General features: G+C 63.7%; 14 protein-coding genes. 6 read left to right on the forward strand and 8 right to left on the reverse strand.

Annotation, left to right across the window (positions count from 1 at the left end; genetic code table 11):
* Positions 1–18 precede the first annotated feature (18 nt).
* The 5 genes from BM345_RS29790 to rfbB are packed head-to-tail and all read right to left on the reverse strand — an operon-like array spanning position 19 to position 4,552.
* On the reverse strand, positions 19–1,065 hold the full coding sequence (locus BM345_RS29790; protein WP_139237577.1) for a class I SAM-dependent methyltransferase: 1,047 nt from the start codon (positions 1,063–1,065) through the stop codon (positions 19–21).
* A gap of 53 nt (positions 1,066–1,118) precedes the next feature.
* On the reverse strand, positions 1,119–1,667 hold the full coding sequence (gene rfbC / locus BM345_RS21360) for a dTDP-4-dehydrorhamnose 3,5-epimerase (RefSeq protein ID WP_093383348.1): 549 nt from the start codon (positions 1,665–1,667) through the stop codon (positions 1,119–1,121).
* Positions 1,664–2,557, reverse strand: coding sequence for a glucose-1-phosphate thymidylyltransferase RfbA (gene rfbA / locus BM345_RS21365; protein WP_093383351.1), 894 nt, complete (start codon positions 2,555–2,557; stop codon positions 1,664–1,666). The genes rfbC and rfbA overlap by 4 nt, the downstream gene beginning before the upstream one ends.
* 31 nt (positions 2,558–2,588) lie before the next feature.
* On the reverse strand, positions 2,589–3,476 hold the full coding sequence (gene rfbD, locus BM345_RS21370; protein WP_093383354.1) for a dTDP-4-dehydrorhamnose reductase: 888 nt from the start codon (positions 3,474–3,476) through the stop codon (positions 2,589–2,591).
* Positions 3,473–4,552 (reverse strand): dTDP-glucose 4,6-dehydratase, encoded by a 1,080-nt coding sequence (rfbB, locus tag BM345_RS21375; protein WP_093383357.1) that lies wholly within the window; start codon positions 4,550–4,552, stop codon positions 3,473–3,475. The genes rfbD and rfbB overlap by 4 nt, the downstream gene beginning before the upstream one ends.
* A gap of 145 nt (positions 4,553–4,697) precedes the next feature.
* On the opposite strand from rfbB, the gene BM345_RS21380 reads away from it, so the two are divergent.
* From BM345_RS21380 to BM345_RS21395, 4 genes are all read left to right on the forward strand, one after another.
* Positions 4,698–5,249, forward strand: coding sequence for a phasin family protein (locus BM345_RS21380; RefSeq protein WP_093383360.1), 552 nt, complete (start codon positions 4,698–4,700; stop codon positions 5,247–5,249).
* Between the two features lie 136 nt (positions 5,250–5,385).
* Entirely contained in the window at positions 5,386–6,123 is a 738-nt protein-coding gene (locus BM345_RS21385; protein WP_093383363.1) for a TetR/AcrR family transcriptional regulator, read from the forward strand.
* A 138-nt stretch (positions 6,124–6,261) separates the two neighbouring features.
* Entirely contained in the window at positions 6,262–7,023 is a 762-nt protein-coding gene (locus tag BM345_RS21390; RefSeq protein WP_093383365.1) for a tetratricopeptide repeat protein, read from the forward strand.
* A 60-nt stretch (positions 7,024–7,083) separates the two neighbouring features.
* Positions 7,084–7,341, forward strand: a complete 258-nt coding sequence (locus tag BM345_RS21395; RefSeq protein ID WP_093383369.1) for an acyl-CoA-binding protein — start codon at positions 7,084–7,086, stop codon at positions 7,339–7,341.
* A gap of 4 nt (positions 7,342–7,345) precedes the next feature.
* On the opposite strand, the gene BM345_RS21400 is transcribed toward BM345_RS21395, so the two are convergent.
* The 3 genes from BM345_RS21400 to BM345_RS21410 are packed head-to-tail and all read right to left on the reverse strand — an operon-like array spanning position 7,346 to position 11,853.
* Entirely contained in the window at positions 7,346–8,575 is a 1,230-nt protein-coding gene (locus BM345_RS21400) for a CaiB/BaiF CoA transferase family protein (RefSeq protein WP_093383371.1), read from the reverse strand.
* A gap of 27 nt (positions 8,576–8,602) precedes the next feature.
* Positions 8,603–9,766: an aminopeptidase gene (locus BM345_RS21405; RefSeq protein ID WP_093383374.1), complete on the reverse strand. Its 1,164-nt coding sequence runs from the start codon at positions 9,764–9,766 to the stop codon at positions 8,603–8,605.
* Entirely contained in the window at positions 9,763–11,853 is a 2,091-nt protein-coding gene (locus BM345_RS21410; RefSeq protein ID WP_093383376.1) for a molybdopterin-containing oxidoreductase family protein, read from the reverse strand. The genes BM345_RS21405 and BM345_RS21410 overlap by 4 nt, the downstream gene beginning before the upstream one ends.
* Before the next feature lie 54 nt (positions 11,854–11,907).
* Between BM345_RS21410 and BM345_RS21415 the strand changes: the two genes are divergently transcribed.
* A complete protein-coding gene (locus BM345_RS21415) occupies positions 11,908–13,035 on the forward strand; it encodes an ABC transporter substrate-binding protein (RefSeq protein WP_093383379.1) in 1,128 nt (375 codons plus the stop codon).
* A 1,914-nt stretch (positions 13,036–14,949) separates the two neighbouring features.
* Positions 14,950–16,377 (forward strand): hypothetical protein, encoded by a 1,428-nt coding sequence (locus BM345_RS30630; protein ID WP_254789879.1) that lies wholly within the window; start codon positions 14,950–14,952, stop codon positions 16,375–16,377.
* Positions 16,378–16,379: the final 2 nt, after the last annotated feature.

A 16,379-nucleotide genomic window follows, 5' to 3' on the forward strand; every position in this document is an offset into this window, starting at 1 on the left:
TCCCCCTATGGATCCGGATTATTTTTTTGCGTAGAGTTCAAATTCATAGCAATCCCCATTCCGCCGGGACGACGCCATGATCTCAACGTGCTGAAAGCCGACTTCTCGCAAAAGATTGGAAGCTGCCTCGGGCGTAAGCATCGTGAAATGGAAATCTCCCTCGTACTCCTGCCCACCAAACGTGACCTCCCTGAGCTCCTTAAAAGTGAATTCACCCCCCATGTAACCTTCGATCATGGCTTGAGAATTCGGTGCAATGAGAGTGAGGCTACCGCCAGCCTCCAGGAGACTAATCCAATGCGGAAGTACCGAATCCTTGAGCGACTGCAATGTGAAGTGTTCGACCAGGTGGGCGGCATAGATGGCGCTCACAGACGACGCGTCAAAAGGCAGCGCCGCAACGTCCGAAACCAGGTCGACACCAGGCAGTTCTCGGTAGTCGACATTCACGTGGTCCGGTTTGGTAATGTGGCCGCATCCCAGATTAAGCTTGAGAGGATGCAGAGCGGCAATCCGCTCCTTATTCAGGAACCTTGGGCCGTCGAACGTGCTCTTTGTCTCGCCTGTACTTCGAAGTTGCCTTCTCAACTCGAACATCATTTCTTTTCTGATGAATTCAAGCCGAGATCGAAGATTGTCGTTGTCGGCACTCAGCCATTTGAGCCTTTCGTTCGCTTTGCTATTTTCCGAAACGAGCTCATCTGAGCGGTGTGCGAATTCGACGAGCTTTTCCTGTAGCGGCTGAATGTCGGCACGAACATGGCCAAGAATTTCGCCATTCAGCGAGCCTCGAATGGTGCCAAAAGCGATCTCGTGGCGCCTCAGCGACATTTCCATTCCACGGATCGCCGCGCCATAGCCATCCACGACCTCGCGAAGGTGTTCGCGAGCATTTAGGCCTTCAATTCTGCGGGAAATCTCATTCAATGCTCCCCGCATTTCGGCCAACTCGACTCTCGTCTGCGGCCCTCGCCACGCCGCCCCCAGGATCCGGACAAAACGCCCCACGAAAGGCAGTCCGGCGAGGAAACGAATATACTTTTTTGCAGCTTCGCGAAGATTCATTTGATTGTGCTACGTGATTATTTTTGAATGCGGGTGTAAAGATTAAAGAGCTACTACGGAAACAACTGGACATCCTTCAGCATTACCCCATCCGAATCCTTGTCAGACAAACGATACGGCGTACCCAGGTCTGGCCAATCGATCGAGAGAGCCGGGTCGTTCCATGCGAGAACGCGCTCCAGGGAAGGCGCATAGAACCGCGTGGTCTTGTACTGAAAATCGGCAAACTCGCTAAGGACTAAGAACCCATGGGCAAAGCCCTCGGGAATCCACAATTGGCGATGAGTCGACGCCGCCAGCTCCACCGCGACCCATTTCCCGAATGTCGGCGAAGACTTCCGAAGATCAACGGCGACATCGATGACTGACCCGAGCGATACCCGTACGAGTTTTCCTTGAGGCTCCTCGATCTGATAGTGCAGTCCGCGAAGAACCCCCTTTGCTGAGCGCGAATGGTTGTCCTGCACGAACTCGACGCGCTGACCTACCGCCTCGTCGAACGCCTTCTTGTTGTAGCTCTCCATGAAGAAACCGCGCTCGTCGCCGAAGACTTTCGGCTCGAGGATCAGCACCTCCGGGATCGACGTGGGCGTGACTTTCACGAGTGCAGTTCCTCCCCCAGGATTCGCATCAGGTACCGGCCGTACTCGTTCTTCAACAATGGCTGCGCCAACTTACCCAGCTGTTCGTCGTCAATGTAGCCATTGCGCCAAGCGATCTCCTCCGGGCAGGCGATCTTCAACCCCTGCCGGTGCTCCAGCGTGGCAATGAACTGCCCCGCTTCCAGCAGGCTCTCATGCGTGCCGGTGTCCAGCCAGGCAAAGCCGCGCTTCATGATCTGCACTTTCAGCTGTCGCTTGTCCAGATAGGCTTGGTTCACCGCGGTGATCTCGAGCTCTCCGCGCGCGCTGGGCTTGACCGCCTTGGCGATGTCGACCACCTGGTTGTCGTAGAAGTACAGCCCCGTCACGGCGTAGCTGCTCTTGGGCTTGGCCGGCTTCTCCTCGATGCTCCTGGCCTGGCCCCGGACGTCGAACTCCACCACGCCGTAGCGCTCCGGGTCCTGCACGTGGTAGGCGAACACAGTGGCGCCCCCCGCCTCGCCGTCCGCGGCCTTGAGGAGCGGCGACAGGTCATGGCCATAAAAGATGTTGTCGCCGAGCACCAGCGCGCTCGGGCTGCTTCCGATGAAGCTGTCGCCGATGATGAAGGCCTGCGCCAGCCCATCAGGGCTGGGCTGGACCGCGTACTGCAAGTGGATCCCCCACCGGCTGCCATCGCCCAACAACTGCTGGAAGCGAGGCGTGTCCTGCGGCGTGCTGATGATCAGGATGTCGCGCATTCCCGCGAGCATCAGAGTGCTCAGCGGGTAGTAGATCATCGGCTTGTCGTACACCGGCAGCAACTGCTTGCTGATCGCCAGCGTGGCCGGGTGAAGCCGGGTGCCGGTGCCGCCGGCCAGGATGATGCCCCTGCGTTGTGGATTGCTCATGACGTTGTCTTCGTTCTAGATGGAGTCGCCGTCATCCAAGCGTTTCGCTCAGCATGCGTGCCACGCCTGTCTGCCAATGCGGCAGGGTCAGGCCAAAGGTTTGCCGCAGTTTCTCGGTGGAGAGGCGAGAGTTGTGCGGTCTGCGGGCCAGGGTCGGGAAAGCGCTAGTGGGCACGGCATCCACCGCAGTGGCCTTGAGCTCCACCCCGACAGCACGCGCCTGCGCCAGGACGAATCGCGCATAGCCGTTCCAGGTGGTCTCTCCCGCCGCGGCCAGGTGGTACATGCCGGCCTTTGCCGGGTCTCGCAGTGCCTCTCGAATCGCGTGCGCTGTGACATCCGCCAAAAGTTCGGCGCCAGTGGGCGCCCCGAACTGGTCGTCAATCACCAGCAGGCGATTGCGCTCCTTGGCCAAGCGCAGCATGGTCTTGGCGAAGTTGCCGCCTCGCGCCGCGTAGACCCAGCTGGTGCGAAAGATCAGGTGGCGCTCGCAGTGCAGCGCAACAAGCTGCTCGCCTTCGAGCTTGGTCTGCCCATACACGCTCAACGGGCCGGTCGCATCGTCTTCGCGCCAAGGCATGCTGCCGCTGCCGTCGAAGACATAGTCGGTCGAGAAGTGGACCATCCAGGCACCCACCTCCTGCGCTGCCGCCGCAAGCACGCCGGGTGCAGTGGCATTGAGCTTGCGCGCGAGCTCCGGCTCGCTCTCCGCCTTGTCAACTGCAGTGTGCGCTGCCGCATTCACGATCACCTGAGGCCGGACCTCGCGCACGGTTTCCGCAAGCGCCTCAGGCGTGCTGAAGTCCGCGTGTTTCTCGGTGCTGTCGTGGTCCAGCGCGACCAGTTCACCCAGCGGCGCTAGGCTGCGCTGCAGTTCCCAACCCACCTGCCCGCCCTTGCCCAGCAGCAGAAGCTTCATGCCGCACCCGCTCCAGCCGTCGTCGCGTACTGCTTGTGGACCCACTCGAGGTATGCCCCGCTCTGCACATTGCGTACCCATTCGCCATTGGCCAAGTACCACTGCACCGTCTTACGGATGCCGGTATCGAAAGTCTCGGCCGGCTTCCACCCCAACTCACGTTCCAGCTTGCGAGCGTCGATGGCGTAGCGCCGGTCGTGGCCAGGCCGGTCGGTCACGTAGGTGATCTGCTGCGCGTAGGGCTTGCCGTCAGCTCGCGGCTCCAACTCGTCGAGCAGCGCACACACGGTCTTCACGATCTCGATGTTCGGCTTCTCGTTCCAGCCACCCACGTTGTAGGTCTCGCCTAGTTGCCCCCGTTCGAGCACGCGGCGAATCGCGCTGCAATGATCCTTCACGTAAAGCCAGTCCCTCACCTGCATGCCGTCGCCATACACGGGCAACGGCTTGCCGGCCAGGGCGTTCACGATCATCAGCGGGATAAGCTTCTCGGGAAAATGGAAAGGCCCGTAGTTGTTGGAGCAATTGGTGGTGACCACCGGCAGGCCATAGGTGTGGTGCCACGCGCGCACCAGATGGTCACTGGCCGCCTTGCTGGCGGAGTAGGGGCTGTTGGGCTCGTACTTGCTCTCTTCGGTGAAGGCCGGATCGGAAGGCTTGAGCGAACCGTAGACCTCGTCGGTCGACACGTGCAGGATCCGGAAGGCGGCCTTGCGGTCGGCCGACAGGGCGTTCCAATAGCCGCGCACGCTTTCCAGCAGGCGGAAGGTGCCCACTACGTTGGTCTGCACGAAGTCCTCGGGGCCGTGAATGGACCGGTCCACATGCGACTCGGCCGCGAAGTTCACGACCGCACGCGGCTGGTGCTCGGCCAGTAGCCGGTCGACCAGCGCGCTGTCGCCGATGTCACCCTGCACGAAAACGTGCGCCGCGTTGTCCTTCAGGGAGGCCAGCGTCTCGAGGTTGCCGGCGTAGGTCAGCTTGTCGAGATTGACCACGCCCTCCTGCTGTTCAGCTACCCAGTCCAGCACGAAGTTGGCGCCGATGAAGCCTGCACCGCCAGTCACCAGAATCATGTGAGTTTTCTCGTCCTTCTCGATTGAGCCTGCCGTCAAGAAGACAGGGAGCCAGGAATTATCACATCGAGGAAAACGTACCAAGATGTAGTCTTGGCGCACGACTAAAGTAGCAGTCATAGTTCGTTCACTGGAGGACCCTGCCATGGCCACCGACAAGGAAAATGACAACCCCACCGACCGCATCAAGGACTCCGCCCAGCAAATCTGGCTGGCCGGCCTCGGCGCCTTCGCCAAGATGCAGGAAGAAGGCAGCAAGGCCTTCGAAGCCCTCGTGAAAGACGGCGCCGGCGTCCAGAAGAAAACCCAGCAGGCCGCCGGCGAAACGATGGCCCAGGCGCAGGCGCGCATGGCCAGTTTCGCCAGCGACTTCAACGCAAAAGCGGCCGGCGGCTGGGGCAAGCTGGAGAACATCTTCGAGGAGCGGGTGGCCCGCGCCCTCGAGAAGTTGGGCGTCCCCACCGCCAAGGACGTAGCCGCCCTGGAGGCGCGCATCGCTGCCCTCGAAGCGCAGTTGCAGCAGAAAGCCACCGAGGCGCCGCGACGCGCCAGCAGCGGCGGCGCCAGTGCCCGCAAATCCGCCACCCACAAGACCACCGCCGCCGCCGAAAGCGCAGCCGTAGTCGTCAAGCCATCGCGCCGCAACGCCGCATCGTCGTCGTCCTCCTCCGCCACCACCAGCAGCCGCAAGAAGTAGGCACCCGCCTCGCGGACATGCCGAGCGCCCGGCTGCGACATATTCACCCCGCAGCCCATTTGGGCGCCCTTTGCGCTAGAGTGCCCCGCAGGAGACAAACAAGAGACGATCGCACCGCCACACGTGCCCACAAGACATGGCCACCAAGAAAGCGCCACGCCGCACTGCGCAACGCATCCTTGAAGCCTCGCTGGACCTGTTCAACCGGTTCGGGGAACCGAACGTTCCCACCACCCTCATCGCGGCCGAGCTGGGCATCAGCCCCGGCAACCTCTACTACCACTACCCGGCCAAGGACGAGCTGGTCAACCGGCTCTATGCCGACTACGAGCAGGAGCTCAAGCAACTGCTGGCCGCCGCCGGCAGCGTGCAGGACGTGGAAGACGCCTGGTTCTTCATGCACAGCCTGTTCGAGCTCATCTGGCGCTACCGCTTCCTGTACCGCGACCTGAACGATCTGCTGACCAAGAACCGGTACATCGAGACACAACTGCAACAGGTCCTTGCCGAAAAGTCGCAGGCGCTCGACGCCATGGTCGAAGGCATGTGCGAAGCCGGCAGCCTGGCGATCGATCCGCGCGAAGCCGAGCCGCTGGCGCAGAGCATGGTGGTCGTGCTGACCTACTGGCTCAGCTTCGAATACGTCCGCAACCCGCGCGAGGCGCTGGAGCCTGCCCATGCGCAAGGTGCGCTGCTGCGCGGCGCCTGGCACACCCTGCGCCTGCTGGCGCCCTACCTCGCACCCGACCAGCGGCAGCACCTGCTGGCCCTGAGCGACGCGTACAACATGGGCGGGGCGAGCGGCCGCGACGCGCAGGCGCCTTCGCCGGAGCCCGCAACATCCTCGTCACCCAAGGCGCTGGCGCCCACCTGATCGGAGACCACCGCGTACATGACCGACCCCAAGCCCGGCCCCCAATCGCTCTTCCAGTCATCCGCCAATGCGGGCGCCGCCGCTGCAGCCACCACCGCCGCGGCGGCAGTAGCAGTGCCAAGCGCGGTCTGGGCCCGAATGCGATGTACCGACCTGCCCCGCTTCGACGCCGCGTCGGTGCGGAGCCAATGGCGCCGCCTGCATGCCGGCCAGGGCGACTTCGATCCGCCGGCCGACGGCAATCTGCTCGAAGGCTGGGCGCTCTATCACGCGGGGGATTTCGAGCGCGCCGCCGCCATCGGTCTGCAGCACGGGGGCCGCGACGGCCTGGCCCTGGCCAACCGGGCCACCGCGATCTATGCCAACTACCTGGAGCCGCGCGAGTCCACCCGCCTGAACCTGTTCCGCCAGGTGGCGGAATGCGCCGCTGGCCAGGCGGAAAAGGAGCCGGACGACTGCCAGGCCCACTACTGGCACGCCTATGCCCTGGGCCGCTACAGCCAGGGCGTGAACGTGGCCAAGGCCATGGCGCTGGGCCTGGGCGGCAAGGTCAAGGGCGCGCTGGAGCGCGTGGTCGAATTGCAACCCCTGCATGCCGACGCCCACCTGGCCCTGGGCGTGTTCCATGCGGAGGTGATCGACAAGGTGGGCCAACTGGTGGGCCGCATGACCTACGGCGTTCGATCGGAGATCGCCATCGAGTGCTTCGAGCGCGGGCTGGCGTTGAACCCGAATTCGGCCAGCGGCCTCATGGAATACGCCCACGGCCTGCAGATGCTGCACGGCGAGTCGCACCACGCGCAGGCCACGCGGCTGTTCGAGCAGGCCGCCGCCTGCACGCCGGCCGACGCGCGCGAGCGGCTGGACGTTGAGATGGCCAAAGCCAGCCTGGCCGACTGAAGGACAATCGGCGCCTTTCATTCATCCACCGACCCACACCTCCCGGAAAGAGAACGCGCCGTGTCCGACCTGCAGAGCCAATTCGAAGCCGCCGAAGCCAACTCCAAGCTGCTGAGCGAGAAGCCCGACAACCCCACCCTGCTGAAGATCTACGGCCTGTACAAGCAGGCCACGCTCGGCGACAACGCCGAGAAGAAGCCCAGCTTCAGCGACTTCGTGGCCCGCGCCAAGTGGGACGCCTGGACGGCCAACAAGGGCCAGAGCCAGGACGAGGCCAAGCAGGGCTACATCGACCTGATCGAGTCGCTTCGGGGCTGACCGGTCAGCCCACGACGCCGCGCGCCCTCAGCGCGGCGATCTGTTCCTCGCTGATGCCCACCTCGCGCAGCACCGCCTCGCTGTCCTGCCCCAGCTTGGGCGCATCGCGCCGGTGGCTGGCGGGCGTGGCCGACATCTTGGGCACGAAGCCGGGCAGCAGCAGCCGGCTGCCATCGGGCCGCTCCACCTCCTGGAGCATGCCCCGCGCCGCGTAGTGCGGGTCGGCCGCGATGTCGGCCACGGTGTAGATACGGCCGGCCGGCACGTGCGCAGCCGCCAGGGCCTCCAGCACATCCGCCACGGTGCGGCTGGCGGTCCAGTGGCCGATGGCCGCATCGATCATCTCCACCTGCGCCACGCGGCCGGTGTTGTCTGCCAGTTGCGGGTCGGCCGCCAGGTCGGGCCGGCCGATGCAGTTCATCAAGCGCTTGAAGATGCTGTCGCCGTTGCCCGCCACCAGCGCATAGCCGTCGGCGCAGCGGTAGGCGTTGCTCGGCGCGATGCCCGGCAGCGCGCTGCCAGCCGCCGCGCGCACCGCACCGAAGGCGCTGTACTCGGGCAGCAGGCTTTCCATGCAGTTGAACACCGCCTCGTACAGCGCGACGTCGATCACTTGCCCGACACCCTTGGGCGCCTGCTCGCTCACCGTGGCGTGGCGATGGTGCAGCGCCATCAGGATGCCGATGACCCCGTGCAGCGAGGCCAGCGTGTCGCCGATGGACACGCCCACCCGCACCGGCACCCTGCCCGGCTCGGCCGTGAGGTGCCGCAGGCCGCCCATGGCCTCGGCCACCACGCCGAAGCCTGGCCGGTCGCGGTAGGGGCCGCTTTGCCCATAGCCGCTGATGCGCAGCATGATCAGCCCCGGGTTGGCCGCCTGCAGCACCTCGGGGCCCAGGCCCCAGCCTTCCAGCGCGCCGGGGCGGAAGTTCTCGACGATCACGTCGGCCTCCAGGGCGAGGCGGCGCACGATCTCCTGCGCCTCGGGCTCTCGCAGGTCCAGCGCCAGCGAGCGCTTGTTGCGCGACTGCGCCTGCCACCACACCGAGGTGCCCTCGGCATCGAGCAGCCGCCACTTGCGCAGCGGGTCGCCGCTGCCCGGCGGCTCGATCTTGATCACTTCGGCGCCGAAGTCCGCCAACGTGCGGGCGGCAAAGGGGCCGGCGATGAGCTGGCCCATCTCGATCACGCGCAGCCCCGCCAGCGGGCCGCTCCTGGCTTGCTTGTCGTCCATCGGTTTTTCTTTTTTCGAGTGCCTGGTTCAGTCGCCAGTGTCGCCGGGCTTCTTCGCCTTGGGCGCATCAGCGGGCGCGCCGCCCTCGGCTCGCGGCAGCTCGCCGCCCAGCGCTTCGTCGCGCTCGGGCTTGGGCAACTGCGCCAGCTTCTTGACCTGCGCAAAGAAGCGCGGCCAAGGGTCGCCACCGGCGGCAGCCTGGGCGTTGAACAGGGCCTCGAACCCCGGCACCTGCGCGTCGTAGGCTGCCTGCGCGCCAAACATGGCGTTGTTGGCACGGGCCACCCAGGCGTCGTATGCGGCCTGGCGCGGGCCGCTCCAGCCGGCGCGCAGTTGCGCATAGCGCTCGCGGAACTCGGCCATCACCGCCTTTTTCTGCTGCTCCACCACCGGCCAATCCTGCGCCGCAGCCTCCGGCGAGCTGTACACCGCCTGCAGCTTGGCGCGCGTGTCCAGCGCCAGCGCGCGGAAACCGCGGCGCTGGGCATCGAAGCGCAGGTATTCGTCGCGCGCACCCGGCGGAGCCTGCGTGGCCAGCCAGCGCTCGCCGCCCAGCCGCTCCACCGCGGTGGCGAAGGATTCGTTGAAGGTGGTGTCGTCCGGCACGTACACCACCTGGTGCGCCAGTTCGTGGAAGAGCAGGCGCGCCAGCTCGCCCTCCGGGTAGCCGATGAAGGAGGACAGCAGCGGATCGCCGCCCGCCCAGTTCAGCCAGCCCAGCGTCGAATAGGCGGGCACCGGGTACACCGACACCTCCAGGCCCTGGGCCTTCAGCCGCTCGGCCTCGGACTGGGCGTCGGCCAGCACGTAGTAGCCGCGGTAGCCCACGCAGCCGGCCACCGGGAAGCACCAGGTGTAGAGCTGCAGCGAATAGGGCGGCGCCGCCACCACGTTCCACAGCGCCGCCGGGCGCTTGAGGTCGGCATACGCGGTGTAGCTCTTGTTGTCGGGCAGGCCCAGTTCGCTGCTCGCATAGTTGCGGATGCGCTGGGCCAGCAGCAGCCGGTCCTTCAGGGGCTGCGAGGTCTGCGGATCATCCAGCCACTCGGGCACCGGCTTGGCGGCGCGCATCAGGTCCACGTGGCCGGTCGCGGCCTGCCAGTAGTAGCCGAGGTTGCTGCAGCCGGTGCAGCCCACCAGGACGGCGGCCAGCGCCGCCACGGCAAGCAGGCGTGGCCAGCCCCGGCTCATGCGCGGCCTTCGCCCGCCCCTTCCGCCACCGCCTCCACCTGCACAAGGCAGTCGTAGAAGGTGGGGCCGCGGCCGATGTCGGTCAGACGCTGGCTGGTGAGCTGGTTGACGTTGCTGCCGTCCAGCCCCAGCTTGCGCCACCAGATGCCCAGGCCATTGACCACGCCCGGGCGCGCCCGGCGCGAGACCTCGACGCGGCAGCGATGCTCACCGCGCTCGTTGAAGACGCGCACCACCTGGCCGCTGAGGATGCCGCGCACTGCTGCGTCCTCCTCGTGGATCTCCAGCAGCGGCTCGCCCTCGATGTCGCGCAGGCTGGTCACGTTCACGAAGCTGGAGTTCAGGAAGTTGCGCGCTGGCGGCGAGATCATCGCCAGCGGGTAGGCCACCGAGCTGCCGGCCGGCTCGTGGTTGGGCACGTGGTCGGGCAGGCCGTCCTGCCCCATGGCCGCCAGGCGCTGGCTGTAGAACTCGCACTTGCCCGAGGGCGTGGGGAAGTTGCCTTGCGCAAAGGGCGCGTCGGGCAGGTTCAGGCGGGTGAAGCCGTTCGCGCGAAGGTCTTCGTAGTCGATGCTGCCGGCCTGGAAGGCGTCGGCCACCAGGGTCTCGTCATTGTCCGAGAAGCAGGGCTCGGTGAAGCCCATGCGCCGCGCCAGCTCGCGGAAGACCCAGGTGTTGCTGCGCGCCAGGCTGCGCGGGGCAATTGCGGGCGTGTTGAGCATCACGTCGGTGTGGCCGTAGCTGTAGTGGATGTCCCAGTGCTCCAGCTGCGTGGTGGCCGGCAGCAGGTAGTCGGCGTAGTCGGCGGTGTCGGTCTGGAACTGCTCCAGCACCACGGTGAACAGGTCCTCGCGCGCAAAGCCCTGCACCACCTTGCCCGAATCCGGCGCCACCGCCACCGGGTTGCTGTTGTAGACCACCACCGCCTTGATGGGGTTGGCGGTGTCCAGCAGCGCGTCGCCGATGGTGACCATGTTGATGGTGCGCGGCGTGCGGCCGGCCAGCAGGTCGGGCCGCTGCAGGGCTGCGCGGTCCACCGGATACAGGCCGGACGTGCTCAGCAGCACGCCGCCCGCCCGGTGCCGCCAGGCACCGGTGAGCGCCGGCAGGCAGGCCACCGCCCGCGCCGCGTTCCCGCCGCCGTGCACCCGCTGCATGCCGTAGTTCAGGCGGATGGCGGCCGGCTTGGTGGTGCCGTATGCACGGGCCAACTCGACGATCTGCGACTCCGGAATGCCGCACACTTGCGCCGCGCGCGAGGGCGGCCACTGCATGGCGCGCTCGCGCAGCTGCTCCCAGCCCACCGTCTGCTGCGCGATGTAGTCGTGGTCCAGCCAGTCGTGCACGATCAGCTCGTGCATCAGCGCCAGGGCCAGGGCCGCATCGGTGCCCGGCAGCAGGGCCACGTGCTCGTCGCACTTGTCGGCCGTCTCGGTTTTTCGGGGGTCGATGCACACCAGCCGGGCGCCCGCGCGCTTGGCCGCCTGGGCGTGGCGCCAGAAGTGCAGGTTGCTCGCGATCGAGTTGCTGCCCCAGATCAGGATCAACTTCGCTTCGCCGAAGAATTCGACCCGCATCCCCACTTTTCCGCCCAAAGTAAAACCGAAGGCCTCACCCCCGGCAGTGGAGCAGATGGTGCGGTCCAGCAGGGAGGCCCCGAGCTTGTGGAAAAAGCGACGGTCCATCGATTCGCCCTGCACCAAACCCATGGTCCCCGCGTAGCTGTACGGCACAATCGTTTCAGGATTGATACAAGCCAGGGCCTTCAAGCGCGCAGCGATGTCGTCCAGTGCCTCGTCCCAGCTCACCGGCTCGAATTGGCCGCTGCCCTTGGGACCGCTGCGCCGCATGGGCTGCAGCAGCCGGCCGGCATGGTTGTTGCGCTCGATGTAGCGCGAAACCTTGGTGCACAGCACGCCTGCGGTGTGCGGGTGCTCCGGATTTCCCTGCAACTTGATGGCGACACCGTCCTTCACGGTGGTGACCAGGGCGCAGGTGTCGGGACAGTCGTGCGGGCAGGCGCCGCGCACCGTGCGGACGTCGTCGGAGGGCGTCGTCGTCGCGGGTGAGGCCACAGCGGTATCCATGGGGTGTTTTTTTGTTCGGGTCGTGCGCCGGGGAGGCGCAAAGGGGTTTTTACGATGACGCTGAGTCGCAGGCAATTTTCCATCGCGGCGGGCGCCGCTGCACTGGGAGGGTTTCAGGGCGTGGTGAGCGCGCAGGACGGCCCGGTCGTGCTGGGCCAGTCCGCGCCCTTCACCGGGCCAGCCGGCCAGCTGGGCATCCAGTTCTACCAGGGGGCCAAGCTGATGTTCGACCAGAACAACGCCCAGCCGGGCGCGCGCAAGGTCGAGATCAAGTTCCTGGACGACGGCTACGAGCCCGACCGCTGCGCGGCCAACACGAAGAAGCTGATCGACGAGGACGTGTTCGCGCTGTTCGGCTACATCGGCACGCCCACCAGCCTTGCCGCGCTGCCGCTGGCGGTGAAGGACAAGGTGCCCTTCATCGCACCCTTCACCGGCGCCATGTCGCTGCGAGAGCCCTTCCAGCGCAACGTGTTCCACCTGCGCGCCTCCTACAACGACGAGACGGCGCTGATCGTGCGGCAGCTCACCCACCTGGGCCTGTCCAAGATTGCCGTCTTCCACCAGAACGATGCCTATGGCAAGGCGGGCCTGGACGGCGTGACGCTGGCATTGGCCCAGCAGAATCTCAAGCCGGCGGCGCAGGCCACCGTGGAGCGCAATTCGGTGGACGTGGCCTCGGCGGTGAAGTCGCTGGTGGCCGCGCGGCCGGATGCGGTGGTGCAGATCGGGGCGTACAAGGCCTGCGCCGCCTTCATCCGCGAGGCGCGCAAGGCGGGCTACGGCGGCACCTTCTACAACGTGTCTTTCGTGGGCACGCAGGCGCTGGCCGACGAGTTGGGCAAGGAAGGCGCTGGCGTGGTGGTGTCGCAGGTGGTGCCCTCGCCCTACAACTCGGCCAACGGCATCACGCGCGAGTTCGCCGAGGCAGTGCGCAAGGCCGGCGCCGGCAACATCAACTATTCGAGCCTGGAAGGCTACCTAGCGGCCAAGCTGGTGGTGGAAGGCCTGCGGCGCGCGCCCGGCCGCGGCGCCTCGCGCGACGGGCTGGTCGCGGGGCTGGAAGGCATCGAGCGCCAGCAGTTCGGCGGCTTCGACGTGTCCTTCTCCTCGAAGAACCATGTGGCCTCGAAATTCGTGGAGCTGTCGATGATCACGGGGGACGGCCGCGTAAGGGTATGAGCCTCCACAGCACTGTGGCCTCACGGCCACGTTGACGCTAAAAGAGGCTATGCGGGATCAAACCCGGTCGAAATGTGCCGCCCACCCAGACGGGTCGCATGAGCCGTGGGTGCGCCGAGTTACAACGTCGCGCCTCGAGCGGCGCCAGCGTTACAACAGGCGAGGGGACCTGCCCTGAGCCAAGCTGCGGTTCGGCGGCCTACAATTTAGGTCGGCTGTGGACCGCGTTGACAATAGGCGCATCGAAGGCCAACCAAGGCGCCGGCAAAGTACAGCCATCGGGGCGATGTCCCCGAGCCATCCTTGCTGACTACAAGCTAGTCGCGCTACCAGCCGGGACTATCGCACGCGTTTCGCGCACGAGCCGTCCGAGCGGCATCGAGCGTCAGGACCTCGCGCTGGGCTTAACTGCTAGGCACCTACATCTAGTCCATCCGCTCGTCTCACACGATCAGGTGAAAACCGTCCGCCGCGATGCCTTGACACTGGCACGCCTCGCGGGCGGAAGATCGGAAGATCAACGCAGGCGCGCGCCCGAAACTGCGGGTGACGCGCTGCTCGATGCGGTGTGAACGCGCCAGCGGTGCGCGAGCAACGCAACGCGCATTGAGTAAAAGCAATGCATTTGCCCATCACAGTATTGTGTGCGAGTGCAGAAGCGGCCGGACGCAGCGGTACGCTCGCGCGCTTGTGCTCAGCTTGCAATTCCGGCTCGGCGTGCAGCGATCGCATTCGAAAGATTTGCACGCCGTCACTAACTTGCGGCGCACATCTTGCTGGATTCCGCGGCGCGACGCCATGGAAAGTTGGTCGCCGGAAAGGTGACGGCCGCAATCACAGGCGGCGCGCGATGGAAGCTTGCCGCCGCAATTACGCTGGGGAAATGGACTCTGAATTTCCACAGCAGATCCAGATTTATGTTCTTCTCCGCCAACAGCCCCTTATTGGAGCCGGTTAAATGTATAGGCTGTTGGTAACTGGCCACTTACATCAGCGTAGTTCATCGTTTCTCGGGCCCTGCGGCGACTCCCTGTTTTCCGTGCATCAACGGACCTCCCTGCAAAGCGGGCGCCAGAAGATTACCCGCAGCGCCTGCAGATTCCAGGCATTCGGTTCAGACTAAATTTCCTTACGTATGCCATTCGTCTACTGATACGCAAGCCAGAATTGGCGTCTCTTAGACGCGTATGACTGACGCCCGACGTAGATGGCACAGTAACGAGCCCCGACGTCGCATGAGACGAACTTTTCGCACGTAACCTCCGTCATCACTCTGAATAAAAATAACAGATAAGTGCCGAGTTGCTTGCACCTAAGCTCTTATCCTTAGTGTCAAAGAACGATGGCAGTCAGGCTCAAATGATTTGGAGAACCGGGCCTCATCGAAATGCGTGCCGCCTGTAATTGCAGCGGTAGATCTCCACGGCGCACGACCGCCTTCATCGCTACTTACGCCTTTATGCAATCTCGCATTGCCGCGTGCGCCTCCCTTTGACCACTCCTTTTTATTAGAACTTCCCTCACAGCAAATCGCTGTCGGCGCCCCATTGGCCCAAATGTCTTCCGGTTTGTCTCTACTACACAAGGTCGACGCAGTCATCCAGGTCATCGCCACAACTGTTCCCCGGCGCCGTGCCGAGCGGCGGACATATTTTTCCAAAGCATTGTTCCAAGCGCCTCACTTATCCCCCAGTAATCTCCGTTTCGCGATACCCAAGCGAACTTAGGTTCTAGTGCAGGTGCAGTCTTCGAGTGATCGAGCGACCACACCGCTCGCATTTTCGATTTACCCATTGAGATTGCTCAAAAAAATTCGCGCTTTGAAAATTTGATCGAATAATAGAAAAGCACGCCCACCGTCACTCGGGCATCCGTTCACCTGCACAGTTTCAAGAGAGAGGTCCCAGCATAGATATGAATGAACGATTCCTCGTTACTATTACTTCGGAGGACCTCTCTTCCTTCATGGATGACATAGACAATTGGAGTAGCGGCTATACCCACAATCGCGAGGAGCCAGTCTTCGGCGGCCTCATAGAATGGCTACAGCAAACTTCGAGCTCGATTAAATCAGAGACATGCGAATACTATTTTCGGATAGTTAACGGACTAATCAAACAAGTCACGAACCATTCGGGCGATTTTCGCTGTAATCTGGAAGAAAGCGAAATCGAACAATTGGACATCGGTAAAATTGCAGCAGACGTGATCTGCTCAAAAAAAGCGCCAGCTACCAAAGCTGCATACGTTTCGGCCTTGACTTGGGCTCTCAAAGATACGGGAACTCTTTCCCAGGTCCGTGACCAACACGCCGTCCTAGGGGAACTTGAAAAATTCACTAGGTCTTCTCAACGGAATACTCGGATTGCACGATCGCGCAAGTCGGGCAGACACATAGCCGAAGCGGACCTGCCGGCAATTCTAAACGCACTAATCCCGGAACGAACAACCCGCCAAAGCTGGAAAGTCAAGACCTCAAATTGGTTAATCGCCGGAATTGCCAGCGGAGCTCGACCCGGCGAGTGGCAAGAAGCATGTTGGGTCGACCGCGATCGGGGGGTTTTGCGTTTGCCAAATGCCAAATTGAAGACACGCGCGCCTTTTGGTTGGAAGCATATTCCACCTCGACTTCTGAACGCGGCGAAACTCTCACTATTCCAAAAGGCCCAGAAAGAAGGCGACGAGGAAGCCGCTGCACTCTTCCAAGCGATTGACGAAACAGGATATAAAGATCTCGAGGAGTGCTTTTACGGGAACACAGCGATGATCCAAAACAACGACGGCTCTATTGCCAGACTTGTACAACTGCGGGCCTGGGAGCTACTCAAAGAGCAACTTGCGTGGCGCGAAGTAGAGATAAACGCAAACCGTCGCGACGCGGTCGACAGGCACTTAGAAAGCGTCCGAAGTTTCCTCTCGAGTGGAGGAAAGTTCCGCACGTATTTTGAGAATTGCCGTAGCGCGATGCGAGACGCATGTGAAAAGGCCTTTCCCGACGGACGCCTTTACAGTCTCTATGACACTAGGTCGACGGCCGCGGCGAACATGCAGGCGGACTTAGGCGAACGCGAGGCGGCAAATGCGATGGGCCATTACTCAATGGAATCCAGGACCATTCGTCACAACTATGCTGGCGCCGATCGCGCGTACAGCAGAGGCGCCAGATGCTCGGCACGCGCCGCGGACACCGCTACGCAGAAGGGCTTCGAGGCTGTGCGCAGCGAGGCTCAAAGCCTACGCGAAGCACTATCGATCCAGCCCGAGACTGATCGGTCTCACTTAGCCGATCAAGAGTACCCTCTGGACGATGACGGATGGAGCGCTCCGTCCATCTCAGGCTAGAG

This window comes from Variovorax sp. OV329 (assembly GCF_900114785.1).
Classification (GTDB): Bacteria; Pseudomonadota; Gammaproteobacteria; order Burkholderiales; family Burkholderiaceae_C; genus Variovorax.

Bases quoted from the DNA above. Each gene is read 5' to 3' on its own strand.
- rfbD (WP_093383354.1), bottom strand. From the start codon at position 3,476: ATGAAGCTTCTGCTGCTGGGCAAGGGCGGGCAGGTGGGTTGGGAACTG.
- BM345_RS21385 (WP_093383363.1), top strand. From the start codon at position 5,386: ATGGCCACCAAGAAAGCGCCACGCCGCACTGCGCAACGCATCCTTGAA.
- BM345_RS21410 (WP_093383376.1), bottom strand. From the start codon at position 11,853: ATGGATACCGCTGTGGCCTCACCCGCGACGACGACGCCCTCCGACGAC.
- BM345_RS30630 (WP_254789879.1), top strand. From the start codon at position 14,950: ATGAATGAACGATTCCTCGTTACTATTACTTCGGAGGACCTCTCTTCC.
- rfbB (WP_093383357.1), bottom strand. From the start codon at position 4,552: ATGATTCTGGTGACTGGCGGTGCAGGCTTCATCGGCGCCAACTTCGTG.
- BM345_RS21380 (WP_093383360.1), top strand. From the start codon at position 4,698: ATGGCCACCGACAAGGAAAATGACAACCCCACCGACCGCATCAAGGAC.
- BM345_RS21405 (WP_093383374.1), bottom strand. From the start codon at position 9,766: ATGAGCCGGGGCTGGCCACGCCTGCTTGCCGTGGCGGCGCTGGCCGCC.
- BM345_RS21415 (WP_093383379.1), top strand. From the start codon at position 11,908: ATGACGCTGAGTCGCAGGCAATTTTCCATCGCGGCGGGCGCCGCTGCA.
- BM345_RS21400 (WP_093383371.1), bottom strand. From the start codon at position 8,575: ATGGACGACAAGCAAGCCAGGAGCGGCCCGCTGGCGGGGCTGCGCGTG.
- BM345_RS29790 (WP_139237577.1), bottom strand. From the start codon at position 1,065: ATGAATCTTCGCGAAGCTGCAAAAAAGTATATTCGTTTCCTCGCCGGA.
- BM345_RS21390 (WP_093383365.1), top strand. From the start codon at position 6,262: ATGCGATGTACCGACCTGCCCCGCTTCGACGCCGCGTCGGTGCGGAGC.
- rfbA (WP_093383351.1), bottom strand. From the start codon at position 2,557: ATGAGCAATCCACAACGCAGGGGCATCATCCTGGCCGGCGGCACCGGC.